We start from the raw sequence: 25,478 nt of genomic DNA on the forward strand, positions 1-25,478 counted from the left end.
GACCCCGCCCCGACGGGGTCCCTCAGCGGAGCGACTCCGCCCGGACCCGACCGGAGTCGCGGGGGGCCGGCACCTCCTGCTCGGGCCGGGGCGCCGGCGCCCCGCACTCCATGACGCGCGGCAGCCGCAGCGCCGCCACCGCCCCCAGCAGCAACAGCCCGGCGCTGACCAGCAGGGTCACGTGCAGCCCGTGGACGAAGGAGTCCCGTGCCGCGGCCCGCAGCGCCGCGCCCGACCCGCCGCCGAGCCGCGCCGCGACGTCGTACGCCTCGCCGAGCGAGTGGCTCGCCGCCGCGCTGTCCGCGGCCGGCACGCCCCGCACCGAGGAGAGGCCCGGCGCGTAGGCCGCGTTCATCACGCTGCCGAGCAGGGCGATGCCGATGCCCGCGCCCAGCTGGTAGGAGGTCTCGCCGATCGCCGCCGCGCCGCCCGCCTGGTCCTGCGGGGCCTCGCTCAGCATCGACTCGTACGCACCGAAGAGGGTGGTCTCCAGGCCGAAGCCGAGCAGCACGAACCCGGCGAGCAGCAGCGCGTCGTTGGCGTGGCCGCCCATGCCGGTGAGGAGCACCACGGCGAAGGCGGTGAGGCAGAAGCCGGCGCAGACCATGGTGCGCGGGCCGAGGCCGCAGAGCAGTTTCGAGCCGGCCAGGCCCGCGGCCATCGCGGCGACGGTAAGGGGAAGCAGGCGCAGCCCCGTCTCCAGCGGGGAGAGGCCGAGGACCAGCTGCAGGTACTGGGCGGCGATCAGCTCGAGCCCCACGAGGGCGAGCATGGCGAGGACGATGCACCCCACCGAGGTGCTGAACGCGGGCCGGCCGAACATCGACAGGTCGACCAGCGGATACCGGCGCCGCCGCTGCCTGCGGACGAAGCCGGCGAGCAGCGCGCCGCCTATGGCGAGGGAGAGGAGGGTCGTGGGGCCGAGCGGCGACTCGCCGCCGCCGAGCCGTTTGACGCCGAGCACGACGGCGAAGAGCCCGGCCGCGGCCATCAGCGCGCCGACCACGTCCCACGGCCCGTTCCTGTCCCCCGTCGACTCGGGCAGCAGCCAGCGCCCGATGGGCAGGCTGACGAGCATCAGCGGGATGTTTATGAGGAAGACCGAGCCCCACCAGAAGTGCTCCAGGAGGAACCCGCCGAGCAGCGGGCCGACGGCCGCGCCGACCGCGGCCACCGCGCTCCAGATGCCGATGGCGAGGGCGCGCTCGCGCCGGTCGGGAAAGACCTGCCGCAGGATCGAGAGGGTGGCGGGCATGATCATCGCGCCGCCGACGCCGAGCAGCGCGCGGGCCGCTATGAGGATCTGCGCGTTCTCCGCGAGGGCGGCGACCGCCGAGGCGACGCCGAAGAGGGCGTAGCCGAGGAGGAGGACGCGTCTGCGGCCGACCCGGTCGCCGAGCGTGCCGAAGAGGATGAGGAGCGCGGCGCAGACCAGCGGATAGATGTCGACGATCCACAGCAGCTCGATCGCGCCCGGCTTCAGGTCCTCGGTGACCGCGGGCACCGCGACGTGCAGCACGGTGGCGTCGACGGCGACCAGCAGCAGGCTGACGCAGAGGACGACGAGCACGAGCCAGCGGTTGGCCCCGGCACCGGCCCCGGATCCCCGACGGCCCTGCGGTGCTGCGGCCGTGGTCGTCCCGGACATGTGCGTACCTCCCAGTGGTCCCTCGCGTCGGCGGCGGGCGGGATGTGTGGACTCCCTGCTCGGGCGGCGCAGACAAAGGCGAGTGAGCCGTCAGAGTACGCGAGTGCGCGCCGGGGGCGCGTGGTGGACCTCTCACGGTTGCACGGATGCGGTGTGGTGTGCGCCACGCCCCTGCCCCTCGTCCACGCCCCGCGGCGGCGTCCGGTTCCCCCGGCGGCCGATAATCGAGCCCGTGACCGATCTTGATCAACGCCTCCGGCCGTCCCCGGCCGGCCACGCGCCGCGCCGCGCCGCGCCCGCGCTCCTCGTCTACGCCGGGGTGCGCGCACTGGGCCTGGCCGCGCTCGCGGCCTGGGGCGCGGCCGCCGGCAAGAGCCCGCACACCCTGCTGAGCGCCCGCTGGGACTCGCTCTGGTACACCCGCGTCGCCGAGCACGGATACGGCTGGGAGGTGAGGCTCCCGGACGGCAGCGTCCACTCGAACCTCGCCTTCTTCCCCCTGCTGCCGTGGCTGGAACGGTTCGTCTCCGCGGTCTCCCCCCTCTCCTGGGCCGACGCGGGTCTGGTGGTGAGCTGGCTCGCCTCGCTCTTCGCGGCCGCGGGGATCTTCGCGGTCGCCGACCATGTCCACGGGCGGCGGGCGGGGATCTGCGCGGTGGCGCTGTGGGCGGTCCTGCCGGTCGGCATCGTGCAGTCGATGGCGTACAGCGAGTCCCTGTTCACGGCGCTCGCGGCCTGGTCGCTGTACGCGGTGCTCACGGACCGCTGGGTGGCGGCGGGCCTGCTCGCCTCCCTCGCCGGGCTGACCCGGCCGGTGGGCGCCGCGGTGGTGGCCGCGGTCTGGGTGGCGGCGGCCGTGCGGATCCGCCGCGAGCGGCGGGCCTCGTGGCGCACGGTCCTCGGCGTGCTGCTGGCCCCGCTCGGCGCCGCGGCCTACGTGCTGTGGGTCGGCCACCGCACCGGCGGCGGCCTCTTCGGCTATCTCGACGTCCAGGCGGGCTGGGGCAACGGCTTCGACTTCGGCTATGCCTTCGCCCGCTTCGTCGGGGAGAAGTTCACGTCGGTGCCGGGCGCCTTCGCGGGGCTCGGCCTCATCGCCGGGGTGGCCCTGGTGGTCTGGCTGTACGTCCTCGGTGTGCGTCGCGGGCAGCCGCTGCCCCTGCTCGTCTATACGGGGATCGTCGTCGTCCTCGCGCTGTGCGCGGCCGGCTACTTCGGCTCGAAGCCGCGGCTCCTGATGCCCGCCTTCCCGCTCCTGCTGCCGGTCGCGGTGGCCCTGGCCCGGCTGCGTACGTCCAGGTCGGCGCTGATCCTGGGGTGCGCGGCCGTGGTGAGCGCGGTCTACGGGGCGTTCTGGCTGCACGGCTCGGGCCCGCCCTGATCACGTCATGATCGTTTCCGCGGTCCGCCGGCGACCGAACGGCCAATTCCACGCCAGCACCCGGTGAACGAATTCATAAGAGCCATAAAACGCCACCGGAAATGATCAACGAATTGGGCAAGGAGGTCTCCGCGAAATAAGAAACCCGCGGAATAAAGTCCGTCCTGAGATCAATCCCACATCACATCGTCATCACAAAGCCACTGATTCGGCCTAGTGCCCCACTCACTCGCTGTAACGTCGATTGGGTGCGTACCGAACGAAACCTCACCCGTCTTGACCGGGTCTTCGCCCGGCTGGACCGTGAGCCGGAACGACCGGCCCACCTCGATGTGCCGAGGATGAGCCGGCACAGGGTCGTGCTCTTCAGCGCGACCCTCGCCTTCTACCTGGCCATCGTCGTCGCCGTGCTGACCACCTCGTGGCTGGTCCGCTTCGACTGGCAGGTCATGTTCTTCCGGCCCTACCAGCAGTGGCCGGAGATCCACGCCTTCCTCGACTACTGGGTCGTCCTCGGCCAGCGCGGCCCGACCGCCGTCATGGTCGCGGCCTGGCTCGGCTGGCGCTCCTGGCGGCAGCACACCCTGCGCCCGCTCCTGATGTTCGGTGCCGCACTGCTCCTGCTCAACATCACCGTGGGCGCCGCCAAGCTCGGCATGGGCCGCCTCGGCCCGCACTACGCCACCGCGATCGGCTCGAACGAGATGTGGCTCGGCGGCGATATATTCCCCTCCGGCCACACCGCCAACGCCGTCGTGACCTGGGGAATCCTGGCCTATCTCGCCTCCACCCCGCGCACCCGCCGCTATCTGTCGGCGCTCTCCGCGGTGGTCTCCCTGAGCGTCGGCCTCACCACCGTCTACCTCGGTACGCACTGGCTCAGCGACGTCCTCCTCGGCTGGGCCGCGGGCCTGCTCATCCTGCTCGCGCTGCCCTGGTTCGAGACGCTGATCGCCCGCGTCGAGGCCACCATCTTCAGCGTCCGCGAGGCCTGGCGCGCCCGCCGCGCCGGCGTCATCACCGTGCCGGGGCCGGAGCCCGTGCCGGTCGGCGCCCCCGCGATGGTCCCGCAGCGCCCGGCCGTCGACGACGGCATCCCGGCGCGCGAGCCGGTCGGCGCCGGACGCCCCGCACGCCCGACGGCGTACCTGGCGCCGGGCCCGCACACCGCCCGCTCCGAGCGCACCCCGGTCACCCCGGCGGGCAGCCGCCGACCGCCGCACTCCGACCGCACGTCGCGCGGCACCACGTCGCCGCGGCCGGTGGCGGGCGGCTGACACAGGGACAGCGGGGGCGGTACGCACAGCCCATCCCCCGCACCGCGAAGGCCCCGGTTCCGTCCAGGAACCGGGGCCTTCGTCGTACGTCGTGCGGGCGGTCGCCCGCGGTCCGGAGGCGGCTCAGCCCTTCCAGCAGCGCCTGACGACGCCTGCCTCGACCTCGAAGTTGAGCCGCCCCGCGAGGTACTCCATGGTGATGACGGTGCCCGGCGGCAGGGACCTGACGGTGGACCAGCCGCGCTCGCGCGCCGTGCGCTCGGCGTCGCCGGCCGGCAGGCCCACGTAGCCGTCCGGGGTGTCCTGGGGCTCGGTGGGAGGGGTCGGTATAGGTGCCATGGCCGCCACGTTAGGCGGCGCGGCGCCGGCGGACCAGGCCGGGGCCGGACACCATGGGTCACCGGTACCTCTCCGGTCACGCTTCTGTCACAGGATCACCACGCGCGTTTCGGCCTGACCGGGTCACACGTATGGGCGGTTCCGTAGCTGGGACGGCGTAATTCACGGGCTTCTTCCGGTCACCGGGAAGCGGTCTTCGGCAGCCGCGGAAAACCTCTCGCCGAATAACCACACCGTCCCTTTACGACCCCTCCGCAATTCCGAATCCCGGTCCTCTCGCGGGATGTGACGAGGCATAGGGGAATTACTGATTCCGGGGCGCTTGCCCGCGTGCGGGGCAACCGGAGTCGACGCGTACGCCCCCTGTCGGAGCCGGGCCGACGCGAGCATCATGGCGTGAGCCCGGAGCCACTTCGGGCGGGCCCAGGACGCGATGGCGAAGGGGCGGGCGATGGGGACCGAGACGGCGCACGCGACCGAACACCCGGTGCGGGACCCGCGTCCCGGCCGGGTGATCGTGGACTGGCTGACCACCACGGACCACAAGAAGATCGGCCACCTCTACCTGATCACCTCGTTCGTCTTCTTCCTGGTCGCCGGCGGCCTCGCCCTGCTGATGCGGGCCGAACTGGCCCGCCCCGGACTCCAGCTGATGACCGACGAGGAGTTCAACCAGGCCTTCACCCTGCACGGCACGATCATGCTGCTGCTCTTCGCGACACCGACGTTCGCGGGGTTCGCCAACGAGATCATGCCGCTGCAGATCGGCTCGCCCGACGTCGCCTTCCCGCGCCTGAACATGCTCTCGTACTGGCTGTTCCTCTTCGGCGGCCTGATGGTGCTCGGCTCGCTGTTCGTGCCGAGCGGGCCCGCGGGGTTCGGCTGGTTCGCGTACGCGCCGCTGAACAGCCTGGAGCGGTCGCCGGGCATCGGCGCGGACCTGTGGATCATGGGCCTCGCGCTCTCCGGTTTCGGCACGATCCTCGGCTCGGTGAACTTCCTCACCACCATCATCGGGATGCGGGCGCCCGGCATGACGATGTTCCGGATGCCCGTCTTCACCTGGAACGTGCTCTTCACCTCGATCCTGGTGCTGATCGCGTTCCCCGTGCTCGCCGCCGCGCTGCTCGTCCTGGAGGCGGACCGGCGCTTCCACTCGCTCGTCTTCGCCCCGGAGAACGGCGGTGCGCTGCTGTGGCAGCACCTGTTCTGGTTCTTCGGGCATCCCGAGGTCTACATCATCGCGCTGCCCTTCTTCGGCATCATCACGGAGATCATCCCGGTCTTCAGCCGGAAACCGATCTTCGGCTACCTGCCGCTGGTCGGCGCGACGATGGCCATCACCGGCCTGTCCGTGGTCGTGTGGGCGCACCACATGTTCGCCACCGGCGCCGTCCTCCTGCCCTTCTTCTCCTTCATGTCCTTCCTCATCGCGGTCCCCACGGGCGTGAAGTTCTTCAACTGGACGGGCACGATGCTCAAGGGCTCGCTCTCCTTCGAGACGCCCATGCTCTGGGCGGTCGGCTTCCTGGTGAGCTTCCTCTTCGGCGGGCTGACCGGCGTCATCCTCGCCTCGCCGCCGCTCGACTTCCACGTCACCGACTCGTACTTCGTCGTCGCGCACTTCCACTACGTGGTGTTCGGCACCGTCGTCTTCGCGACCTTCGGCGGCTTCTACTTCTGGTGGCCGAAGCTGACCGGCAAGATGCTCGACGAACGGCTCGGCAAGATCCACTTCTGGACGCTCTTCGTGGGCTTCCACACGACGTTCCTCGTCCAGCACTGGCTGGGCGCGGAGGGCATGCCCCGCCGCTACGCCGACTATCTGGCGGCGGACGGCTTCACGCTGCTCAACACCATCTCCTCGATCGGCGCGTTCCTGCTCGGCCTCTCCACGCTGCCGTTCCTCTACAACCTCTGGAAGACGGCGAAGTACGGCGCGAAGGTGGAGGTCGACGACCCGTGGGGGTTCGGCCGCTCCCTGGAGTGGGCGACGTCGTGCCCGCCCCCGCGCCACAACTTCGTCACGCTGCCCCGGGTCCGCTCGGAGTCCCCGGCGTTCGATCTGCACCATCCCGAGTACGCGGCGTACGCGGCCGGGGACGGGCAGGATCCGCAGACGGAACACCCCGGTCCAGGGCCCGGGTCAGCAGGTCACGCGCCGACCTGACCCGGTCGGCGAGCTCGGTGGGCTCCACGATCTCGAACTCGAAGCCCATGAACATCACGTGGAAGACCATCACGTCCAGGCTGGCCGCGCCCGTGCGCAGCAGGCAGCTCGTCCCGGTCTCCGCCTCCAGGGTGCCGGCGGTGGGGGTGATGTGCTGGGCCGCCTCGGCCAGCGGGACGAGGAGCCGGACGACGGCCCGGGTCGCGTACGCCCGCGTGGAGACGCCCTCGGAGACGTACGCGGCGAGGTCCTCGGCGGGCCCGGGGCGCGGCGCGAAGCGCGGGCCGTGCGGCGGCCGCGGTGTGATGCGGTCGGCGCGGAAGGTCCGCCAGTCGTCGCGGTCGAGGTCCCACGCCACCAGGTACCAGCGGCGCTCGCTGCAGACCAGGCGGTGCGGTTCGACGGTCCTGCGGGTCGAACTGCCGCCGTGGTCACGGTATTCGAGGCGCAGCCGCTGCGAGTCCCGGCAGAGGTCGGCGAGTTCGGTGAGGACGGCGGGGTCGACGCCCTGCGGCTGCGGGGCGCGCAGCATCGGCACGGTGAACGCGTTCAGCGCGCCGACGCGGCGGCGGAGCCTGCCGGGCAGCACCTGTTCGAGCTTGGAGAGCGCGCGGACCGAGCTCTCGCCGATGCCCTCGACGCCCTGCCCCGCGGCGGTCCGCAGCCCGACGGCGACCGCCACCGCCTCGTCGTCGTCCAGGAGGAGCGGCGGCAGCTCGGCACCCGCCCCGAGCTGGTAGCCGCCGCCGGTCCCCGGGCTCGCGTTGACGGGGTAGCCCAGCTCGCGCAGCCGGTCCACGTCGCGCCGGACCGTGCGCGGGGTGACACCGAGTCGGTCGGCGAGGTCCGCGCCGGACCAGTCGCGGTGGGCCTGCAGCAGGGAGAGCAGGCGGAGCAGTCGTGCCGAGGTCTCCAACATGGACGTGATTGTGCCGTCGATTCAGGACAGCCACGGTCCGCGATGTCAGCTGCCGGCCCCGGCCTCTTCCTCCTCGGCGCGCGCCTCGCGCACCCGCACGGACAGGTCGTTGTCGACCGTGTAGTACGGGCCGGCGTCGACCGGGCCGTGCGCCGCGCTCCGCAGGGCCGTCACGGGGTAGGTGAAGATCGCCTTCTTGTCCGGGACGTCGTCCAGGATGCGGGCGAGCCGGACCCGGGGGCCGTCCGCCCCGGTGGGGAGCAGCCACAGGTCCCAGGGGCCGAGTCCGTCGTCGGCGAGCGGCCCGAAGGCCAGCGCGAGGGTGAAGTCGGCGCCGTCGGTGGTGATGTCGCTGCGGTGGACGCGGTCGGGCTCGGCGCGCAGGACGGCCTCGACGTACGCGGCGTCGGTGAGTTCGGTGCCATACACCCGGCCCCGCACGGTCATGGCGGCGCCGGCGAGCTCGATCTCGCCGGTCTCGGCGTGCGGCGCCCGCAGCCAGCTGCGCACCGAGAGGTTGCCCTGCTTGGTGGCGTAGGGGATGCGCACCGCGACATGGCCGCGGCTGCCGCTGGGCGCGCGGTCGACGAGCGAGCGCAGGTCGTTCACGCCCGGCATCAAGCGGCGCGGTTCGCTCCCCGCGACCTCGGCGTAGGCGTTCCAGCGGCCCTCGGCGAGCTCGACGCTGCTGGGCAGCGCGGCCCGCAGCCGGCCGTCCGCCGACGGGGAGAGCGGCAGCCGCACATGGTCGTCCGGGCTGTCGGCGTCGCGGCGGCGCAACAGCAGGTGGGCCGCGCCGGCCTCGGGCTCGCCGGGGTCCGTGACGTCGAAGGTGAGGCCGCCCGCGGAGTCGGCGATGCAGTCGGCGCGCGGCGCCGCGGCCGCCTCCTCGTCGTCTCTGGCCTGCGCTGCCGCTTGCGAGGTGGCCAAGGCCGTCATGCGGTCGATCCCTTCGTCTGTACCCGGCCGAGATCCCGCACCGCGTACGCGCCCCCGAGCAGCGCGCCGCGCGTGCGGTGCAGGGAGCCGCGCATCCGGCCCCCGAGCGAGCCCCCGCGGGCGAGCATCCCGGAGAACATCGCGTCGTAGCGCTCGGCGATGCGCTGGGGGTCGAAGCGCTCCGAGTCCTGGAGCGCCGCGCCCGCCATCCGCTGCCGGAGCGAGTCGTTGTTGATCAGTTCGAGGAGTCCGCCGGCGATGGCGTCGGCGTTGCCCACCTCGACGAGCCTGCCGTCGACACCGTTGTCGATGATCTCGCCCGGCCCGTGCGGGCAGTCGGTGGCGACCACCGGGAGTCCGCAGCGCATCGCCTCCACGATCGTCATGCCGAACGACTCCAGGCTGGAGGTGACGGCGGCGATGGAGCCCTTGGCCCACTCGGGCTCTATGGGGTGGGCGGGGCCCATCAGGAAGACGTGGTTGTACAGGCCCAGTTCGTCGATCAGGGCGCGCAGCTTCTCCTTCTGCTTGCCGCCGCCGTAGATCCGCAGCCGCCAGTCGGGGCGTTCGCGCCGTACCTTGTCGAAGGCCCTGATCAGCAGGTCGTACCGCTTGACCGGGGCGAGCCGGCCGGCCGCGACGACCCACTTGTGGGAGCCGTCGGCGGGCTCGATGCCGGGGGCGGGCACCGGGTTCGGCACGGCCTGGACGTGCACGCCGGGCAGCCGCATCTTGCGGGTGTACGCGCGGGCGTCGGCCTCGGTCGTCGTGGTCAGGACGTCGAGGCGCGGGTACACGCTGCGCAGTTGGCGGCGGAGTTCCTTGGGGTGGCTGTCGAGCGTGAGGTGTTCCTGGCCGACCCGGAGCGGGCCGCGCGCGGTCTGCCGGGCGATGTGCACGTTGAGGCCGGGCCGGGTGCCGACGACGACGTCCGCGTCGAGGCGCGTGAGGTGGGCGGCGATGCGCCGGTCGGTGAGTGCGCTGTACTGGTCGTAGCGGCCCTCGGCGCTGGGGAACGTCCGGGCAGGGGTCAGGTGCTCCGGGTCGTCGCCCTCGTAGCCGGCGGTGTCCTTGCGGAGGTCGACGAGGTGGCTGAGGCGGACGCGTGGGTCCGCCTCGAAGACCGGCACGTCGCGGTGGCGGAAGACGCTGACAACTTCGACGTCATGCTGCTGGGCCAGCGTGTTCGCCAAGTTGTACGTCGTCCGGATCGTCCCTCCGATTCCGTACGCGTTGTGAATCAGGAAAGAGATGTGCATGCGTCCCCGTATTCCGCGCTTCCATGCGGACAGTCCCCCTCGTCCGCCTACCGAAGGGTTAGACGGGGATTACTGGCCAAGGGTTGGGTTTCCTCACCATCCTGTTCCCGAACAGATGCGTGATCGATAGCCAGGAATGGGAACCTTTCTGCGAAACGTCGCATCAAGGCTGGTAGGAGAGCTGGGGGACGTCAAAGCAGTTCGTGGTCATTTCGCCGCCTTGGGTGACCCAGCCGCTCCCATCTTGCCAGCGGGCCACCGAGATGCACGTCCGACGCGACCTGGGTGGCTCCGAACGGTGCTCGAAGGTCACGGGCACCAGGAGTCCGCGCGCGGAGTACGGCTCCTTCCGGTTCATGAAGCGGTCCACGCACGCGCGCGTGATGCCCGCGCCGCGCTCCTGGCAGGACCGCGCGGCGTCGGAGAACCACATGGCGGCGGCCCAGCCCTCCAGCTGCCACTGGGAGAGGTCCTTGCCCTTCATGGCGGCGCGGAACGCGCGCACCGCCGGGTGCCCGGTGTCCTCGTGGTTCCTGCTCGACCCGGTGACCCACAGGGCGTTGCGGCAGCGTGGCGCGTTCTTGTAGTCGTCGGCGACGGTCGAGGTCCAGTTCTGCACGTTGGTGACCTTGGCGGTGACCTTCGCCCCGACGGCGTCCATCGCCTCGCACAGCCGGGCGTTGCCGTGCGTGTCCATCGCGTCGAAGACGAGGTCGGCGCCCTGCTCCTTCAGGTCGGCCGCGGCGGCGCGGAAGTTGGGCAGCGCGAAGTCGAGCTGTTCGGTGACGACCTTGTAGCCCTCGGCCTTGAGGCCGCGGGTGACGAGCCCGGCGTACGCGGCGGATGCGGCCTGGTTGTAGGAGACGACCGCGGCGGTCCGCGCGCCGTGCTTCCGCTTGAAGTAGCGGTAGACCTCGGTCCCGCCGTACAGCTTGCCGTCCCAGCCCGGTTCGCCGGTGCGCGGGGCGAGGCTCCCGTAGATGCCGTACAGGTGCGGATAGGTCTCGTACTCCGGTCCGATCGGCTGCCCGCCGATGTCGGGCACGCCGGCGCGGGAGACGCGTGCCGCGCCCGCGTAGTCCAGGGAGGAACCGGCCACGAGCGCGACGACCTTCTCCTCCTCGACCAGCCGGTGCACGCAGTCGTTGTTGCCGACGCCGCTGCCGCCGTCGTCGCACGTGCGCACCTCGACCCGGCGGCCCGCGATGCCGCCGCGCGCGTTCAGCCGGTCGAAGTAGGCCTTGGCGCCGTCCCGCGGCCCGGTGAACGCGGCGCCGCCGACCGGGCTGGTCGCGCTGGTGATGATGCCGACCCTCAGGGGCGCCGCCCCGCCGGGGGCGGGCGCGGGGCCGCGCTCCTCGAAGTCGCTCTCGGGGAGCCGGCTCCCGCAGGCGGTGCCCGCCACGAGGAGGACGGCGGCGAGCAGCGCCTCAGCAGCCCGGGCCGGGCGACGCATTCCCGCTCAGCTTCACCAGGGCGCAGAGCGTCTTGACGGAGACCTTCCAGGTGTCGTCCTCGTTGACGGCCGTCCCGGACGCGTCGGGCAGCGCGGTGGCGCCCTTCAGGGTCAGCGCGTACGTGACGTCGGCCTCCGTCGCCGAGGAGAACGCGACCTTCCCGACGTGGGCGGCGACCTGCCCGCCCCGCTTGTCGCCGTCGAAGCTCTTGAGGACGGCGCGCATCCCCGGGCCGTTCTCCAGGACGCTCTCCTTGTCCTTCAGCGACACCTCGGGGTCGAAGAACTTCTCCCAGTTGGCGCGGACCTCCTTCTCCGCGGCCGCCGGATCGGCGGGGGCGGTCGCGCTCTTGCCGGTCGGCTCCGCCGTCTTCTCCACGGTCGGTTCGGGCGGCGCGGAGCCGTCCCCGCCGCCGCTGTCGTCACCGCAGGCCACGGCGGCCGGGGCGATCAGCAGAACCGTGGCGGCCGCCAGCGCCGCGCTCCGCGCCCGTCCCCCGCCGGGGTACGTCCCCCGCCTGGAGCTGCTCCCGAGAACCATCTGGCTCACCACCGGTGTCGGTCCGGACCGTCACGGCCCGGAGCTTTCAGGGTCGGCTTCCAGAGGGCATAGTGCAATCCATCGGCTGACATGGACAGCCCACCGACGTGACTGATGTGACCGACGACGTCCCAGGGGGCCTCGATGCGGGGGGATCGGACAGCTCCGACGGCCGGTGCGTCCGGCCCGGCCCGGCCGCGCGGCGCGCACCCCGTGGTGTGGGCGGCCTGCGCGGCGCTCGCCACCGGTGCGGTGCTCTGCGTCATCGGCTGGTACGGGATCTCCGGGGAACGCTTCGCCGAGCGGCAGTTGCCCTACCTCGCCTCCTGCACGGTGCCGGGCGCCGCGCTGATCGTCGCTGGTGCCGTCCTGCTCGCCCACGGCAGGAGCACGCTGGCGGCGTCCCGCGTCGAGGAGTTGTACGGCCTCCTCGTGACGGCGGAGCCCGCGGCGCCCGGGGAGCGCTCCCGGCCGCCCGTGGCGACCAGCGGGGCGCTCCTCATGGTCCCCGGCGGCACGCTCTGGCACCGGGCGGACTGCCCGCTGGTCGCGGGGAAGCCGGAGGCGGCCCCCGCGGACGCCACGGTCCTCGCGGCGGGCGCCCTGGCCCCCTGCCCGGTCTGCGAACCGCCCCGCCCCCCGGAGCCGGACACCCCGCCCGCCGCCCCCGAACCGGCACCGGAGCACTGACCCGGTGGCGTCCCTGAGCTACGACCTCACGCTGGCCGGGCTCTCGGTCGGCAGCGCCGCCGCGCTCACCGGCGTCGGCCTGATCGTCACGTACCGCGCGACCGGCGTCCTCAACTTCGCGCACGGCGCCGTCGCGATGGTCTGCGCCTACGTGCTGCGCCAGTTGACCGCCGCATGGCACTGGCCGCTCCCCCTCGCCGCCGCCGTCACGCTGCTCCTGGTGGCGCCCGGCATCGGCCTGCTCCTGGAACGCGCCGTCTTCCGGCCGCTCGCGGTCCTCGGGTCGGCGTCCTCGCGGGCGGCAGGCCCCGGCGGCGACCCGGCCCAGACCCTGGTCGCCTCGATCGGCGTCTTCGTCCTGCTCGTCGGCGGGGCGGCCCTCCTCTGGGGCCCCGGGGCCCGCGACGACGCGCCCGAACTCCTGCCCGCCGACCCCTGGGTCCAGCTGGGCACGGCGCTCGCCCTCGCCGCGGCCGTCGGGGCGGCGACCCGCTGGACCCGCTTCGGCGGCGAGCTGCGCGCCGTGGTCGACAACCGCCGCCTCGCCGTGCTCTCCGGCATCGACGCGGACCGGGTGGCCGCGGCGGGCTGGGCCTTCGGCTCCTTCACGGCGGGGCTCACCGGTGTCCTGCTCGCCCCGCACGTACGTCTCGACCCGTACGGCATGCCCCTGCTGGTCATGGAAGTGGTGGCCGTGGCGGTGGCGGCCGGCATGCGCAGCCTGCCCGTCGCCGTGGTGGTCGCGCTCGGCCTCGGCGTGGCGCAGAGCCAGTTGACGCGCCTGCACCCCGGGGGCCGGTCCGAGCAGCTCCTGCAGACCGCGGGCGCCAACCTCTTCGTCATCGCACTGCTGGTCGCGGCGTTGATCCTGCCGGGCATCGGCGCCAGGGACGCGCTCGCCCGCACCGCGACGGCCCGCGTCCCGACGCCGCCGGGCGCGTGGATCGTGGCGGGCGTGCTCTTCCTCCTGCCGCTCGGCTTCGCCGGGCCCGACCTGACGACGGCCGTCCAGGTCCCGGCGCTCGCGGTGATCCTGCTCTCGCTGGTGATCGTCACCGGCCGGGGCGGGCAGATCTCCCTGGGCCAGGCGGCGTACGCGGGGCTAGGCGCCCTCTTCACCGGTCTCCTCGCGGCGGGCCGCTTCCCCGGCCTCCCCGAGCTGCCGCACGTCCCGGCCCTCGCGGTGGCGGTCCTGCTGGTGGCTCCCCTCGGCCTCCTCACGGGCCGGCCCGCCATCAGCCGGCACGGCCTCGCGCTGGCCCTGGCGACCTTCGCGGTCGGCGTGGGCGTCAGCCGCTTCGTCTTCACCCAGCCGTACGCGACGTCGGGGCTGAGCCTCGGCCGGCCCGCCGGGTTCGCGGGCGACCGCGCGTACTATCTGCTCGAACTGGCCCTTTTGGCCGGGGCGTTGCTCCTGGTCCTGGCGTTGCGTCGGGGCCGCGCGGGCCGGGCGCTCGCGGCGCTGCGCGACCACGAGGCGGGCGCGGCGGCCGCCGGGGTGCCGGTCCCCGCCCTCAAACTCACCGCGTTCGTCACCGGGGCGGCGCTCGCCGCGCTCGGCGGCGGCATGCTCGCCATGGGGCAGCGGGCGTTCGACGCCGGGGCGTACGACCCCGTGCGCGGGCTCCTCTGGTTCGCGGCGGTCGTGGTCCTCGGCTCGGACAGCGTGCTCGGGGCGCTGGCGGCCGCGGCCCTGCTGGTCGGCCTGGACGCGGGCACGCGCGGTGGCGTGGCGGCGGCGCTGATCGGCCTCCTCGCGGTCCTGGTCGGCCGCTTCCCGGGCGGCCCGTACGAGGCGCTGCGCGCGGCGTCACACCGTTTCCACCGGACCGCGCGCCTGACGCGGGCGGGCACGGCGGCCCGCCAGAAGCTGATGCTCCCGCCCCCCGACGCCACGGTCTCGCGCCCCGATGCCGCTCCCGGCCGCCCACGCCCACGCCCACGCGAAGAGGATGGCCCCGCAGAAACCACGGCACCCGGGCGCCCCCGGCCCGCACCGGGCAGGGCAGACCGCGAGAAGCTGACGCTCCCGCCCCCCGACGGCACCGACCCGTCCCCCGACGCCACGGTCTCGCACCCACGCGAAGAGGACGGCCCCGCGGAAACCACCGCGCCCCCGTACCCCCGGACCGCGCAGGCGGGCACGGCGGCCCGCGAGAAGCTGACGCTCCCGCCCCCCGACGGCACCGCCCCCTCCCCCGACCCCACGGCCCCGCACCTCACCCGCCCGCACCTCCCGCACCCCCACCCGACCGAACCCCCGCACCCCCGTACCACCCTGACGGCCCGCCACCTCACCGTCACCTACAACGGTTTCACCGCCCTCGATGACGTGACCCTGCCCGTCCCCCGAGGCCGCGTCACCGCCGTGGTGGGTCCCAATGGCGCGGGCAAGAGCACCCTCTTCCACTGTCTGGCCGGGACCCTGCGCCCCGCCCGGGGCCGTATCGCCCTCGGCGGCCGTGACATCACCGCGCTCCCCGCCCACGCCCGGACCCGCGCCGGCATGGCCCGCACCTTCCAGCAGCTGGCGGTGTTCCCGTCACTGACGATCACCGAGAACGTCCGGGTGGGCGCGGACCAGACCCCGCGACGCTCCCCCGGCTCCACCGACCGGGCCCTGCGCCTCCTGGACCTGACCGACCTCGCCGGACATCCGGCGGCCGACCTGCCCACCGGCACCCTGCGCCGCACGGAGCTGGCCCGGGCCCTGGCCGGTGACCCGCACACCCTGCTCCTGGACGAGCCCGCCGCCGGGCTCGACGCGTCCGAAGTGCGGTTCCTGGCCACCCTGTTGCGGGCCCTCGCGGCCGACGGCATGGCGGTCCTGGTCGTCGAGCACGACCTCGACCTGGTGGCGGGCCTCGCCCACACCGTGCACGTGATGGCGGCGGGCCGGATCGTCACCACGGGCCCCGCGGACCAGGTCCTCGCGGAGGTCCGCTGAATGGACGGCGTCGAACTGCGCGCGGCCCGCGTCCACTACGGCCCCCTCGAGGCACTCCACGGCGTCACCCTGGCCGCTCCCGCCTCCGCCGTCACCGTCCTCCTCGGCCGCAACGGCTCCGGCCGCACCACCGCCCTGCGCGCCCTGGCCGGCACCGTCGCGCTCTCCGCGGGCGCGGCCCTGCGCGACGGCCGGGACATCACGCACCGCCCCGCCCACCAACGCGCCGCCGAGGGCCTGTGCTTCGTACCGGACCGGCAGGCGGTCTTCGCCTCCCTGACCGTCGCCGAGAACCTCGAACTCTCCCACCCGTCGGGCGACCGCACCCGGGCCCTTGAGGCCTACCCCGAGCTGCGCCCGTTGCTCTCCCGCCGCGCAGGCACCCTCTCCGGGGGCGAGCAGCGCATGGTGGCGCTCTCCCGTGCCCTGCTCTCGGCGGCGTCGGTGATCCTCGTGGACGAGCCGACGCAGGGCATGTCGCCCGCCGTGGCGAGCCGTACGTACGCGCTCCTGGCCGCCACGGCGGCCTGCGTCGTCCTCGCCGAACAGCGGCTGCCGCCCGCTGTGCGCGAGGCCGGCGGGCGGACGGCGGTCGTGCACGAACTGCGCCGGGGCGCGGTGGTGTTCAGCGGGGAGCCGGCAGAGCTCAGGCCCGGCCGGTCGCGGTACGCCCCGGGATGACGAGGACGGTGCCCACGGCGAGCCGGTCGGGGCTGCTCCCGATCGTGGCGCGGTTGGCCTTGTACAGGGCCTGCCAGCCGCCCTTCACCTGGTGGCGGCGGGCGATCGAGCTCAGCGTCTCCCCCGGCCTCACCGTGTGGACGCGGTGGTCGAACCGTTCGATCCGCACCTTCCTGGAGCAGGCGGGCCAGGCGTTCCACCCCTGGGCGTGCAGCACCTTCTCGGCGACCTTGATCTGCTCCTGGCGGGTCGCGAGGTCGGCGCGCGGCGCGTACTTGAGCCCGCCGTACGCCTCCCAGGTGGGCTGGTAGAACTGCAGCCCGCCGTAGAAGCCGTTGCCCGTGTTGGTGTCCCACCGGCCGTTGCTCTCGCACTGGGCGAGGCAGTGCCACGGACCCTTGGTGGCGGAGCAGTCGTACGATCCGGCCGCGCCGCCCGGCCTCGGCGGCGGGGCCGCGGCGGCGGGGGCCGGCGCGAGGGCCCCCGCCGCCAGGATCGCGCCGACGACCAGGGAGACGGACCGGACACGCTTGGTCAGCTTCGGGTGCATCGGTTCACGCTAGGCAGCTCCGCGGCGGGCCGAAGACGTGCCGCGCCGCCGCGGAGCCGACCCCACCCGGTCGGACTATCAGCCGGTCAGACTTGGAGGCGCTGCCCCGGAACGATCACGTTCGGATCGCCGCCGATGACGTGCCGGTTGGCGGCGTACACCTGCTGCCAGCCGACGCCGTGCCGGGCCGCGATGCGGCTGAGGGTGTCGCCCGAGCGGACGGTGTAGGTGCCAAAGGCGCCGTGCGAGGCGCCCCGGCCCGAGCGGTCCGCGGCCCCGGCCGGGCGCTGCCCGACGGCCTTGGGCGCGGGCTTGGCGGCCTTCGGCACCGGCGCCGCCGCGGACGGTGCGCCGCCGTAGGCGCCGGCCCGGGCCGCGCAGCTGGGCCAGGCGCCCCAGCCCTGGGCCCGCTGGACCCGGGTGGCGACGGCGATCTGCTGCGCCTTGGACGCCCTGTCGGCGGTCGGCGCGTAGGCCCCGCCACCGTAGGCACGCCACGTACCGGCGGAGAACTGCAGCCCGCCGTAGTAGCCGTTGCCCGTGTTGATGCCCCAGTTTCCGCCGCTCTCGCACCGTGCGATGCGGTCCCACACTCCGCTGTCGGCCGCGCCGGCCTGGCCGGTCGCGGCGAGCAGTCCCAGCGGGGCCAGAAGCGCGGCCCCTCCGATCACTGCCGTCCTGCGCGTGCTCTTGGGACGTGCGGACATGTATTTCCCTCTCGAACGACCCGGGCTCCCCCTGACCGTGCGGGCCCCTCGCGCATCCGGCGTCCGGGGTCCGGCCGGCCCCGTCCGCCGGTGTCGTGCTGAAGACTGCTGGTGCGGTCGGCGGACGTACCCGAGCGGTGCTCGCTGCACACGGCGGTGGAATCTAGGAGCCCGCGCGCCCCGCCATCAACCGGGCCCCCGTCGGTCCAGGCCAGTCCGGTGTTACCCGGAGTAGCAACGAGTTCCGGACACCCACTTCATCGCCCGATAGCGGGATTTACCCGGCGGTACCCCGGCCGGCCTGTGACTCAGCTCACCGCCCCAACTTCCTTGCATTCAGCACCTGTTGGCGCGGAGTGACAGATTCCGCCGCCCGTCTCACCCTCCGCTGCGGATGATTCGATTCCGTTCCCCGTCGCGCGTGACCTGCACCACTGATCGACCGTTGTCTCCTTATGAGCCGGGCAGGGTCCGGCCCGTCACACCCTCCCCATGCACCCCAGATGACGATCCCGAGGAGCCACCCGTGCCGCGCATGCTCGACGTCAGCGACGACGTACGCGCCGAGATCGGCGACGAAGAAGCCGACCGGCTGCTCGCCGGAGACAACACCCCGGGCAGCTACGACTGCACGTCCTGCCGCACCCCCGGCGACGCCGAACAGGAGCGCACGAGCACCGTCCTGTTCGTCGGTGACGAGACGGCCGTGCTCGCCTTCGCGCACGCCGGCTGCCTGCCCTCGCAGATCGTCACGGTCTCCGAGGAGCAGCTGCAGGGCGCCGTGCGCTCGATCACCGGCGACGACGGCGAGACGACGGCCGACGCGGCACCCAACCAGGCCGTCCTCGGTGTCACCAGCGGCCTCGTCCTCATCGAGGGCGAACTGCGCCCCGCGCTCGTCGTCGAACCGACCGGCGCCATCGCCCGCCCCGGCGCCGCGCCGGGCGGCGGCGACGACTTCCTGCCGCTCCTGATCGAGCAGGGGTTCCTGCCGGTGGCCTCCCTCGACACCGTCCCGCCGCCGCTGCCCGGCTGGTCGGTGCTGCTCGCCATGGGCCAGCTGCACGCCATCCTGCAGCCCGGCACGGGCGGCGGTTCCCCGGTCGCCTGGTGGCAGGCGCACCACCCGCTCCAGGTCACCGAGGACTGGCGGACCGCGGCCAACAAGACCCAGACCGTGCTGCTCTTCGCGGCCCCCGCCGGCTCCATCGGCCGTCAGCCGCGCGAGGACATGCTGCGGGACGCCCTGGACAAGGCGGCGACCCACGGCAGGCTCGTCGCCGCCTCGATGCCGCTCGCCGGCACCTGAGCCGCGGGGAGCCCACATGCGCCGGTCACACTCCTGCCGGACGGGGAAAGCCGTACTGCCCCCGCATCCGCAGGGCCCCGGTTTCGTTGGCACAGACGTGCACACATACGACCCCTCCCGGCCCCGGCCGGCGTACCAGACCCCCATCCCCTCCATGCGCACGGCGCAGGAACCGACGGGCAGCCACTCGGCCACACCCATCTACGACACGCTGTACTCGGAGTACCTCAGGGCCTTCCGCGCCCTGCCGGGCGACCGGTCCGGCGAGGAGGACCTGGGGTTCACCGGCTTCGGCACCATGGGGCCGTACGGCGTCCAGCACCGCATGGACGGGCGGCACGACCAGCGCCACGGCTCGTACGGCCAGTTCCACGTGGCCCGCTACGGCCAGCACGAGCACCACGCCACGGGCCACCACCAGTTCCCCGCGGCGCTGCCCCCGGGCCCGCGCCGCGAGCACTGAGCCCGCGCACCACGCCGGACCCCCGGACAGCCCGATGCCCGGCCTCCCCAGAGGGGGGCCGGGCATCGGCGCACGCGCGTGCGTGCCGTCGCTCTTACTTTTGCTTACTTCTTGCGGCCGCGCTTCTCGCGCACCCGCACCGAGATGTGGATCGGCGTCCCCTCGAAGCCGAACTCCTCGCGCAGGCGGCGCTCCAGGAAGCGGCGGTACCCCGCCTCGATGAAGCCGGAGGCGAAGAAGACGAACCGCGGCGGCTTGGTGCCCGCCTGCGTGCCGAAGAGGATGCGGGGCTGCTTGCCGCCGCGGACCGGGTGCGGGTGGGAGGCGACGATCTCGCCGAGGAACGCGTTCAGACGGCCGGTCGGCACGCGCGTCTCCCAGCCCTCGAGCGCCGCCTCGATCGCCGGGACCAGCTTCTCCATGTGGCGGCCGGTGCGCGCCGACACGTTGACCCGGGGCGCCCAGGCGACCTGGGCGAGCTCGGTCTCGATCTCCCGCTCCAGGTAGTAGCGGCGCTCCTCGTCGAGGGTGTCCCACTTGTTGTACGCGACGACGATCGCGCGGCCGGCCTCGACCGCCATCGTCACGATGCGCTGGTCCTGCACCGAGATGGTCTCGGAGGAGTCGATGAGGATCACCGCGACCTCCGCCTTCTCCACGGCGGCGGCCGTGCGCAGCGAGGCGTAGTAGTCGGCGCCCTGCTGGAGGTGGACGCGCTTGCGGATGCCCGCCGTGTCGACGAACTTCCAGGTCACGCCGCCCAGTTCGATGAGCTCGTCGACCGGGTCGCGGGTGGTGCCCGCCTCTTCGTTGACGACCACGCGGTCCTCGTTCGCCACCTTGTTGAGCAGCGAGGACTTGCCGACGTTCGGACGGCCGATGAGCGCGATGCGGCGCGGGCCGCCGATGGCGGCGCCGAAGGTCTGGGCGGGCGCGTCGGGCAGCGCCTCGAGGACGGCGTCCAGCATGTCGCCGGTGCCGCGGCCGTGCAGCGCGGAGATGGGGTGCGGCTCGCCGAGGCCCAGGGACCACAGGGCGGTGGCGTCGGCCTCGCCGGAGGGGCCGTCGACCTTGTTGGCACAGAGGACGACGGGCTTGCCGGCCTTGCGGAGCAGGCGTACGACGGCCTCGTCGGTGTCGGTGGCGCCGACCGTGGCGTCGACGACGAAGACCACGGCGTCGGCGGCCTCGATGGCGTACTCCGCCTGGGCGGCGACGGAGGCGTCGATGCCGAGGACGTCCTGCTCCCAGCCGCCGGTGTCGACGAGCTTGAAGCGGCGGCCCGACCATTCGGCCTCATAGGTGACGCGGTCGCGGGTCACGCCGGGGCGGTCCTCGACCACGGCCTCGCGGCGGCCGATGATGCGGTTCACCAGGGTCGACTTGCCGACATTGGGGCGGCCGATGACGGCGAGGACGGGCAGCGGGCCGTGGCCCGCCTCCTCGATGGCGCCCTCGACGTCCTCGACGTCGAAGCCCTCCTCGGCGGCGAGCTCCATGAACTGTGCGTACTCGGCGTCGCCGAGCGCCCCGTGGTCGTGCTCGGCAAAGCCGTCGCCCTCGGGCTGGATCTGGTCGTTCATGAAGTCCGTACCTCGTCGTTCATCGTGGTGATCGGTGCGCCGGCCTCTCGGGTCGGACCGGGGCACTACTTGATAAGTCTCGCTCAGCGCCCGGTCAGGCGCCTGGCGTTTTCCAGGTGGGCGGTGAGCCGCTCCTGGATGCGCACGGTCGCTTCGTCGAGCGCCTTGCGCGTCCGCCGTCCGCTGCCGTCGCCCGCCTCGAAGGGGTCGCCGAAGACGACGTCGACCCGGCTGCGCAGCGGGGGCAGCTGCTTTATCAGCCGTCCGTTGCGCTCGGTGCTTCCCAGCACCGCCACCGGGACGATGGGGGCGCCGGAGCGCACCGCGAAGTACGCGAGTCCGGCCCGCAGCGAGGCGAAGTCGCCCTCGCCCCTGGTGCCCTCCGGGAAGATCCCGAGGACGCCGCCCTGCTCCAGGACGCCGAGCGCCCGGGTGATGGCCGTCCGGTCGGCGACCGAGCGGTCCACCTTCAGCTGGCCGATGCCGTGCAGGAAGTGGCCGAGCGGCCCGATGAACGCTTCCTTCTTGATCAGGAAGTGCGTGGGCCGGGGCGCGACGCCCATGACCATCGGGCCGTCGACGTTGTGCGAGTGGTTGACGGCCAGGATCACCGGGCCGGTCGGCGGCACCCGCCAGGAGCCGAGCACCCGCGGCTTCCACAGGCCGTACATGAGTCCGACGCCGATACGGCGGCCGACCTCGGCACCCCGCTCGGAGGCACCCCGGTCCGAGGCACCTCGCTCGGAGGCGCCCCGCCCGGGACCGGAGGGAGCCTCGCTCACTTCGCGGCCCGCTTCTCCTCGACGAGGGTGACGACGCACTCGATGACCTGCTGGAGCGTGAGCTCGGTGGTGTCGACCTCGACGGCGTCGTCGGCCTTGGCCAGCGGGGACGTCTTGCGGCTGGAGTCGGCCGCGTCCCGCTTGATCAGGGCTTCCTGGGTCGCCTTGACGTCGGCGCCCTTCAGCTCGCCGGAGCGGCGGGCGGCGCGGGCCTCGGGCGAGGCGGTGAGGAAGATCTTCAGGTCGGCGTCGGGCAGCACGGTCGTACCGATGTCACGGCCCTCGACGACGATGCCCTTCTCGGCCGAGGCGGCGATGGAGCGCTGCAGCTCGGTGATGCGGGCACGCACCTCGGGGACGGCGCTGACCGCGCTGACCTTGGAGGTGACCTCACTGGTGCGGATGGGGCCCGCGACGTCCGTGCCGTCGACCGTGATGGTCGGGGCGGCCGGGTCGGTGCCGGAGACGATCTCGGGCTTGCCCGCCACGGCGGCGATCGCGGTGGGGTCGGTGAGGTCGATGCCGTTGTGCACCATCCACCAGGTGATCGCCCGGTACTGGGCGCCGGTGTCCAGGTAGCTGAGGTCCAGCTGGGCGGCGACGGCCTTCGAGGTGCTCGACTTGCCCGTGCCGGAGGGACCGTCGATGGCGACGATCACGGCTGCCGGGTTGGCGGTTGCTGCGGTTTCCACGGGGGGCGGGCACCTTTCGCAGTACTCGGGGCGGGAGGCGGGGCGTGCACACGCCCCGCACAAGGTTACTGGCTCGCACACCCTGCCCCGACAGCCCCTGCGCCCGCGGGCGCCCGCCGCGCCGCCTACCGCCGTATCGACCAGCCGCGCTCGCTCAGCGCCGCGCTCAGCACCGGAGCGGCCGTCGGCTCGACCATCAGCTGCACCAGACCGGCCTGCTGTCCGGTGGCGTGCTCGATGCGCACGTCCTCGATGTTGACGCCCGCCTGGTCCGCGTCGGCGAAGATCCGGGCCAGCTGACCCGCCTTGTCGTCGATGAGCACCGCGACGATCTCGTACGACGCCGGGGCCGCGCCGTGCTTGCCGGGCACCCGGGTGCGGCCCGCGTTGCCGCGCCGCAGCACGTTCTCCACGCCGGCCGCGCCCTCGGAGCGCTTCGAGCCGTCGGCGGACTGCAGGGCGCGCAGCGCCGTCACCGTCTCGTCCAGGTCGGCGGCGACGGCGGCGAGCAGGTCGGCGACGGGCCCGGGGTTGGCGGAGAGGATGTCGATCCACATCCGCGGGTCGGAGGCGGCGATCCGCGTGACGTCGCGGATGCCCTGGCCGCACAGGCGTACCGCCGTCTCGTCGGCGTGCTCAAGGCGGGCCGCGACCATGCTGGAGACCAGGTGCGGCATGTGCGAGACGAGGGCGACCGCCCGGTCGTGGGCGTCGGCCTCCATGACGACGGGCACGGCGCGGCAGAGCGCGACGAGCTCGAGGGCGAGGTTGAGCACCTCGGTGTCGGTGTCCCGGGTCGGGGTCAGCACCCAGGGCCGGCCCTCGAAGAGGTCGGCGGTGGCGGCCAGCGGGCCGCTGCGCTCGCGCCCCGACATGGGGTGGGTGCCGATGTACGGGGTGAGGTCGAGGCCGAGCTCCTCCAGCTCGCGACGCGGGCCGCCCTTGACGCTCGCCACGTCGAGGTAGCCGCGAGCCACCCCGCGCCGCATGACGTCGGCCAGCGTGGCGGCGACATGCGAGGGGGGCACGGCGACGACGCAGAGGTCGACGGGCCCCTCGGGCGCCTCGTCGGTGCCGGCGCCGAGGGCGGCGGCGGTGCGGGCCTGTGCCGGGTCGTGGTCGGCGAGGTGGACGGCGACGCCCCGGGAGGCGAGGGCCAGGGCTGCGGAGGTGCCGATCAGACCGGTGCCGATGACGAGGGCGGTTCTCACTGGGCGATGTCCTTGCGGAGTGCGGCCGCGGCGCCGAGGTACACGTGGGTGATCTCGGAGCGGGTCCGCTCGGTGTCGATGTGGGCGAGGAGGCGGACGACGCGGGGCATCGCGCCCGCCACGTCCAGTTCCTGCGCGCAGATCAGGGGAACGTCGACGACGCCGATCGCCCGGGCGGCGGCCGCGGGGAAGTCGGAGCGCAGGTCGGGGGTGGCGGTGAACCAGATGCTGATCAGGTCCTCCGCGGTCAGCGCGTTGCGTTCGAGGACCGCGGTGAGCAGGGCGGCGACCTGCTCGCCCATGTGTCCGGCCTCGTCCCTCTCCAGCTGGACGGCGCCCCGGACCGCTCGTACCGCCACGTCACCGCTCCTCGTATCGCTTGCGCACTGGCTCGGCCCCAAGCCTATCCGGGCGATCAGAGCCGCCGCCCCCTTGGGCCCGGCCCCCGCGAGGCCCCGCAGGACCCGGCCCGTACGCTCGCCGCATGCACTCCCAGGACCTGTCCCTCGTACGCGACCACACGGTCTACTCCTGCGTGATGGGCTCGCGTGCCTTCGGGCTCGCGACGGAGGGCAGCGACACCGACCGCAGGGGCGTCTTCCTGGCCCCCACCCCGCTGTTCTGGCGGTTCGAGAAGCCGCCGACGCATCTGGACGGGCCGGCCGACGAACAGTTCAGCTGGGAGCTCGAGCGCTTCTGCGAGCTCGCGCTGCGCGCCAACCCGAACGTCCTGGAGTGCCTGCACTCCCCCATCGTGGAGCGCCTGACGGACACCGGCCGCGAACTGCTCGCCCTGCGCGACGCGTTCCTCTCCCGGCAGGCCCACGAGACCTTCACCCGCTACGCGCTGGGCCAGCGCAAGAAGCTGGAGGCGGACGTCCGCACCCACGGCGCCCCGCGCTGGAAGCACGCCATGCACCTGCTGCGGCTGCTGATCTCCTCCCGGGACCTGCTGCGCACCGGTGAACTGACGATCGACGTCGGCGGCCACCGCGAGGCGCTGCTCGCGGTCAAGCGCGGCGAGGTCCCCTGGCCCGAGGTGGAGAGCCGGATGAACCGCCTGGCGGCCGAGGCCGACGAGGCGGCGGCACGCAGTCCGCTCCCGGCCGGCCCGGACCGGGAGCGGATCGAGGACTTCCTGTTCCGTGCGCGCCGGGCGTCAGCCCTGCGGGCCCTGGAGCCGCACCCGGACGACGAGGTCGTGCAGGGCGTCGTGGGCGGTGTGGACGCCGGGCAGCGCTGACCCCGCCTGCGCCGCGTCGAGGAGGGCGTGCAGCCGCTCCACGTCGGCGGCCACGCGCGCGTGGTCCACGTCGGCTGCGCCGTGTTCGGCCGCGCCCTTGGCCGCGATGAGCTCCGGCAGGTACGCGGGGGCGGCGGGCACCTCCCCGAGGAGCGTGGGCAGATCGGCGACGACCTGCCCGCTGCGCATCAGGTGGATGCCGGTGAGCAGGACGCGGAAGGTGTAGAGCAGCGGCTTGAGCTCGCCGTTCTTCTCGAAGAGCCGCCACTGGGTGCCGGCGAACCCCCGGTAGTGGTGGGCGTGGTGGCTGGTGAGCACGGCCGGGGCGAGCGCGACGAGCTCGGCGTGCGCGTCGGTGGTGTGCACCACCAGCGGGGAGAGCAGCTGCTCCAGGACGTAGCCGTTGTTCCGCAGCATCAGGCGGGCGAACTTGCGCAGGTCGTGCGTGACGAGGTCCATCTCGACGCCGTCGCGGTCCCACATCTTCGTACGGGTCTCTTCCGGTTCCCTGAGCCCCACCAGGTCCGCCGTCGGCAGCAGGTGCACACCGCGCAGGTCCACGTCCGAGTCGCGGGACGGGAAGCCGTACAGGTGCGCTCCGGATACGGTCGCGAAGAGCAGCCGGTCGCGTCGCTCGGCGACGACGGAGGCGAGGTCGATGTCCGGGCCGGGGCCCAGGTCCACAGTCATC

23 protein-coding genes and 1 pseudogene are annotated in these 25,478 nt (G+C 73.4%); 9 read left to right on the plus strand and 15 right to left on the minus strand.

Going from position 1 to position 25,478, the window contains the following annotated elements; genetic code table 11:
* Nucleotides 1-22: 22 nt before the first annotated feature.
* Nucleotides 23-1,648: an MFS transporter gene (locus ACZ7DY_RS36080; RefSeq protein WP_471143377.1), complete on the minus strand. Its 1,626-nt coding sequence runs from the start codon at nt 1,646-1,648 to the stop codon at nt 23-25.
* Nucleotides 1,649-1,880: 232 nt separating this feature from the next.
* Here ACZ7DY_RS36080 and ACZ7DY_RS36085 point away from each other — a divergent pair, with 232 nt between their 5' ends.
* Both ACZ7DY_RS36085 and ACZ7DY_RS36090 read left to right on the plus strand, forming a co-directional pair.
* The gene (locus tag ACZ7DY_RS36085; RefSeq protein WP_471143380.1) at nt 1,881-3,029 is read left to right on the plus strand and encodes a hypothetical protein; all 1,149 of its coding nucleotides are present in this window, start codon (nt 1,881-1,883) and stop codon (nt 3,027-3,029) included.
* A 248-nt stretch (nt 3,030-3,277) separates the two neighbouring features.
* Complete coding sequence (locus ACZ7DY_RS36090) at nt 3,278-4,306, plus strand: phosphatase PAP2 family protein (RefSeq protein WP_471143382.1); 1,029 nt, start codon at nt 3,278-3,280, stop codon at nt 4,304-4,306.
* A gap of 123 nt (nt 4,307-4,429) precedes the next feature.
* On the opposite strand, the gene ACZ7DY_RS36095 is transcribed toward ACZ7DY_RS36090, so the two are convergent.
* Entirely contained in the window at nt 4,430-4,645 is a 216-nt protein-coding gene (locus ACZ7DY_RS36095; protein ID WP_471143383.1) for an I78 family peptidase inhibitor, read from the minus strand.
* Nucleotides 4,646-5,096: 451 nt separating this feature from the next.
* On the opposite strand from ACZ7DY_RS36095, the pseudogene ctaD reads away from it, so the two are divergent.
* Nucleotides 5,097-6,668, plus strand: a pseudogene (ctaD, locus tag ACZ7DY_RS36100) (aa3-type cytochrome oxidase subunit I); the annotation flags it as partial.
* A 1-nt stretch (nt 6,669) separates the two neighbouring features.
* Here the strand turns inward: ctaD and ACZ7DY_RS36105 are convergent.
* From ACZ7DY_RS36105 to ACZ7DY_RS36125, 5 genes are all read right to left on the minus strand, one after another.
* Nucleotides 6,670-7,734 (minus strand): helix-turn-helix transcriptional regulator, encoded by a 1,065-nt coding sequence (locus tag ACZ7DY_RS36105; protein WP_471143385.1) that lies wholly within the window; start codon nt 7,732-7,734, stop codon nt 6,670-6,672.
* 45 nt (nt 7,735-7,779) lie between these two features.
* Nucleotides 7,780-8,673: a hypothetical protein gene (locus ACZ7DY_RS36110; protein WP_471143387.1), complete on the minus strand. Its 894-nt coding sequence runs from the start codon at nt 8,671-8,673 to the stop codon at nt 7,780-7,782.
* Entirely contained in the window at nt 8,670-9,932 is a 1,263-nt protein-coding gene (locus ACZ7DY_RS36115; RefSeq protein ID WP_471143389.1) for a glycosyltransferase family 4 protein, read from the minus strand. The genes ACZ7DY_RS36110 and ACZ7DY_RS36115 overlap by 4 nt, the downstream gene beginning before the upstream one ends.
* Nucleotides 9,933-10,095: 163 nt before the next feature.
* The gene (locus ACZ7DY_RS36120) at nt 10,096-11,388 is read right to left on the minus strand and encodes an ABC transporter substrate-binding protein (protein WP_471143392.1); all 1,293 of its coding nucleotides are present in this window, start codon (nt 11,386-11,388) and stop codon (nt 10,096-10,098) included.
* On the minus strand, nt 11,363-11,929 hold the full coding sequence (locus ACZ7DY_RS36125) for an MTB12 C-terminal domain-containing protein (protein ID WP_471143395.1): 567 nt from the start codon (nt 11,927-11,929) through the stop codon (nt 11,363-11,365). Before ACZ7DY_RS36125 ends, ACZ7DY_RS36120 begins: the two co-directional genes overlap by 26 nt.
* A 144-nt stretch (nt 11,930-12,073) precedes the next feature.
* Here ACZ7DY_RS36125 and ACZ7DY_RS36130 point away from each other — a divergent pair, with 144 nt between their 5' ends.
* From ACZ7DY_RS36130 to ACZ7DY_RS36140, 3 genes are read left to right on the plus strand one after another with little or no spacing between them, the layout of a single operon-like run.
* The gene (locus tag ACZ7DY_RS36130; RefSeq protein ID WP_471143397.1) at nt 12,074-12,619 is read left to right on the plus strand and encodes a hypothetical protein; all 546 of its coding nucleotides are present in this window, start codon (nt 12,074-12,076) and stop codon (nt 12,617-12,619) included.
* A gap of 4 nt (nt 12,620-12,623) precedes the next feature.
* Nucleotides 12,624-15,566 carry an ABC transporter permease subunit gene (locus ACZ7DY_RS36135; protein ID WP_471143400.1) on the plus strand — a complete coding sequence of 981 codons (2,943 nt, stop codon included), beginning with the start codon at nt 12,624-12,626 and terminating at the stop codon, nt 15,564-15,566.
* Nucleotides 15,567-16,247, plus strand: coding sequence for an ATP-binding cassette domain-containing protein (locus ACZ7DY_RS36140; protein ID WP_471143401.1), 681 nt, complete (start codon nt 15,567-15,569; stop codon nt 16,245-16,247).
* On the opposite strand, the gene ACZ7DY_RS36145 is transcribed toward ACZ7DY_RS36140, so the two are convergent.
* Both ACZ7DY_RS36145 and ACZ7DY_RS36150 read right to left on the minus strand, forming a co-directional pair.
* Nucleotides 16,213-16,797, minus strand: a complete 585-nt coding sequence (locus tag ACZ7DY_RS36145; protein WP_471143404.1) for a transglycosylase family protein — start codon at nt 16,795-16,797, stop codon at nt 16,213-16,215. The genes ACZ7DY_RS36140 and ACZ7DY_RS36145 overlap by 35 nt on opposite strands.
* Nucleotides 16,798-16,883: 86 nt before the next feature.
* Nucleotides 16,884-17,504 carry a LysM peptidoglycan-binding domain-containing protein gene (locus ACZ7DY_RS36150; protein ID WP_471143406.1) on the minus strand — a complete coding sequence of 207 codons (621 nt, stop codon included), beginning with the start codon at nt 17,502-17,504 and terminating at the stop codon, nt 16,884-16,886.
* 526 nt (nt 17,505-18,030) lie between these two features.
* On the opposite strand from ACZ7DY_RS36150, the gene ACZ7DY_RS36155 reads away from it, so the two are divergent.
* The gene (locus tag ACZ7DY_RS36155; protein ID WP_471143408.1) at nt 18,031-18,813 is read left to right on the plus strand and encodes a hypothetical protein; all 783 of its coding nucleotides are present in this window, start codon (nt 18,031-18,033) and stop codon (nt 18,811-18,813) included.
* A gap of 154 nt (nt 18,814-18,967) precedes the next feature.
* Nucleotides 18,968-19,276 carry a hypothetical protein gene (locus tag ACZ7DY_RS36160; protein ID WP_471143411.1) on the plus strand — a complete coding sequence of 103 codons (309 nt, stop codon included), beginning with the start codon at nt 18,968-18,970 and terminating at the stop codon, nt 19,274-19,276.
* Nucleotides 19,277-19,380: 104 nt separating this feature from the next.
* On the opposite strand, the gene der is transcribed toward ACZ7DY_RS36160, so the two are convergent.
* The 5 genes from der to aroH all read right to left on the minus strand — a co-directional run bounded on the left by der (nt 19,381) and on the right by aroH (nt 23,903).
* On the minus strand, nt 19,381-20,859 hold the full coding sequence (gene der, locus ACZ7DY_RS36165) for a ribosome biogenesis GTPase Der (RefSeq protein WP_471143414.1): 1,479 nt from the start codon (nt 20,857-20,859) through the stop codon (nt 19,381-19,383).
* A gap of 83 nt (nt 20,860-20,942) precedes the next feature.
* A complete protein-coding gene (locus tag ACZ7DY_RS36170) occupies nt 20,943-21,680 on the minus strand; it encodes a lysophospholipid acyltransferase family protein (protein WP_471143417.1) in 738 nt (245 codons plus the stop codon).
* Entirely contained in the window at nt 21,638-22,333 is a 696-nt protein-coding gene (gene cmk / locus ACZ7DY_RS36175) for a (d)CMP kinase (RefSeq protein ID WP_471143419.1), read from the minus strand. The genes ACZ7DY_RS36170 and cmk overlap by 43 nt, the downstream gene beginning before the upstream one ends.
* Nucleotides 22,334-22,458: 125 nt before the next feature.
* Nucleotides 22,459-23,544: a prephenate dehydrogenase gene (locus ACZ7DY_RS36180; RefSeq protein ID WP_471143422.1), complete on the minus strand. Its 1,086-nt coding sequence runs from the start codon at nt 23,542-23,544 to the stop codon at nt 22,459-22,461.
* A complete protein-coding gene (aroH, locus tag ACZ7DY_RS36185; protein ID WP_471143424.1) occupies nt 23,541-23,903 on the minus strand; it encodes a chorismate mutase in 363 nt (120 codons plus the stop codon). The genes ACZ7DY_RS36180 and aroH overlap by 4 nt, the downstream gene beginning before the upstream one ends.
* A 125-nt stretch (nt 23,904-24,028) precedes the next feature.
* Between aroH and ACZ7DY_RS36190 the strand changes: the two genes are divergently transcribed.
* A complete protein-coding gene (locus ACZ7DY_RS36190) occupies nt 24,029-24,787 on the plus strand; it encodes a nucleotidyltransferase domain-containing protein (RefSeq protein WP_471143426.1) in 759 nt (252 codons plus the stop codon).
* On the opposite strand, the gene ACZ7DY_RS36195 is transcribed toward ACZ7DY_RS36190, so the two are convergent.
* On the minus strand, nt 24,704-25,477 hold the full coding sequence (locus ACZ7DY_RS36195) for a nucleotidyltransferase domain-containing protein (protein WP_471143428.1): 774 nt from the start codon (nt 25,475-25,477) through the stop codon (nt 24,704-24,706). The genes ACZ7DY_RS36190 and ACZ7DY_RS36195 overlap by 84 nt on opposite strands.
* Nucleotide 25,478 lies beyond the last annotated feature (1 nt).

The organism is Streptomyces sp. NPDC037013 (assembly GCF_055607265.1).

Bases quoted from the DNA above. Each gene is read 5' to 3' on its own strand.
- ACZ7DY_RS36095 (WP_471143383.1), bottom strand. From the start codon at position 4,645: ATGGCACCTATACCGACCCCTCCCACCGAGCCCCAGGACACCCCGGAC.
- ACZ7DY_RS36115 (WP_471143389.1), bottom strand. From the start codon at position 9,932: ATGCACATCTCTTTCCTGATTCACAACGCGTACGGAATCGGAGGGACG.
- ACZ7DY_RS36145 (WP_471143404.1), bottom strand. From the start codon at position 16,797: ATGCACCCGAAGCTGACCAAGCGTGTCCGGTCCGTCTCCCTGGTCGTC.
- der (WP_471143414.1), bottom strand. From the start codon at position 20,859: ATGAACGACCAGATCCAGCCCGAGGGCGACGGCTTTGCCGAGCACGAC.
- ACZ7DY_RS36080 (WP_471143377.1), bottom strand. From the start codon at position 1,648: ATGTCCGGGACGACCACGGCCGCAGCACCGCAGGGCCGTCGGGGATCC.
- ACZ7DY_RS36190 (WP_471143426.1), top strand. From the start codon at position 24,029: ATGCACTCCCAGGACCTGTCCCTCGTACGCGACCACACGGTCTACTCC.
- ACZ7DY_RS36140 (WP_471143401.1), top strand. From the start codon at position 15,567: ATGGACGGCGTCGAACTGCGCGCGGCCCGCGTCCACTACGGCCCCCTC.
- ACZ7DY_RS36150 (WP_471143406.1), bottom strand. From the start codon at position 17,504: ATGTCCGCACGTCCCAAGAGCACGCGCAGGACGGCAGTGATCGGAGGG.
- ACZ7DY_RS36160 (WP_471143411.1), top strand. From the start codon at position 18,968: ATGCGCACGGCGCAGGAACCGACGGGCAGCCACTCGGCCACACCCATC.
- ACZ7DY_RS36130 (WP_471143397.1), top strand. From the start codon at position 12,074: ATGCGGGGGGATCGGACAGCTCCGACGGCCGGTGCGTCCGGCCCGGCC.
- ACZ7DY_RS36105 (WP_471143385.1), bottom strand. From the start codon at position 7,734: ATGTTGGAGACCTCGGCACGACTGCTCCGCCTGCTCTCCCTGCTGCAG.
- ACZ7DY_RS36125 (WP_471143395.1), bottom strand. From the start codon at position 11,929: ATGGTTCTCGGGAGCAGCTCCAGGCGGGGGACGTACCCCGGCGGGGGA.
- ACZ7DY_RS36110 (WP_471143387.1), bottom strand. From the start codon at position 8,673: ATGACGGCCTTGGCCACCTCGCAAGCGGCAGCGCAGGCCAGAGACGAC.
- ACZ7DY_RS36120 (WP_471143392.1), bottom strand. From the start codon at position 11,388: ATGCGTCGCCCGGCCCGGGCTGCTGAGGCGCTGCTCGCCGCCGTCCTC.
- ACZ7DY_RS36195 (WP_471143428.1), bottom strand. From the start codon at position 25,477: ATGACTGTGGACCTGGGCCCCGGCCCGGACATCGACCTCGCCTCCGTC.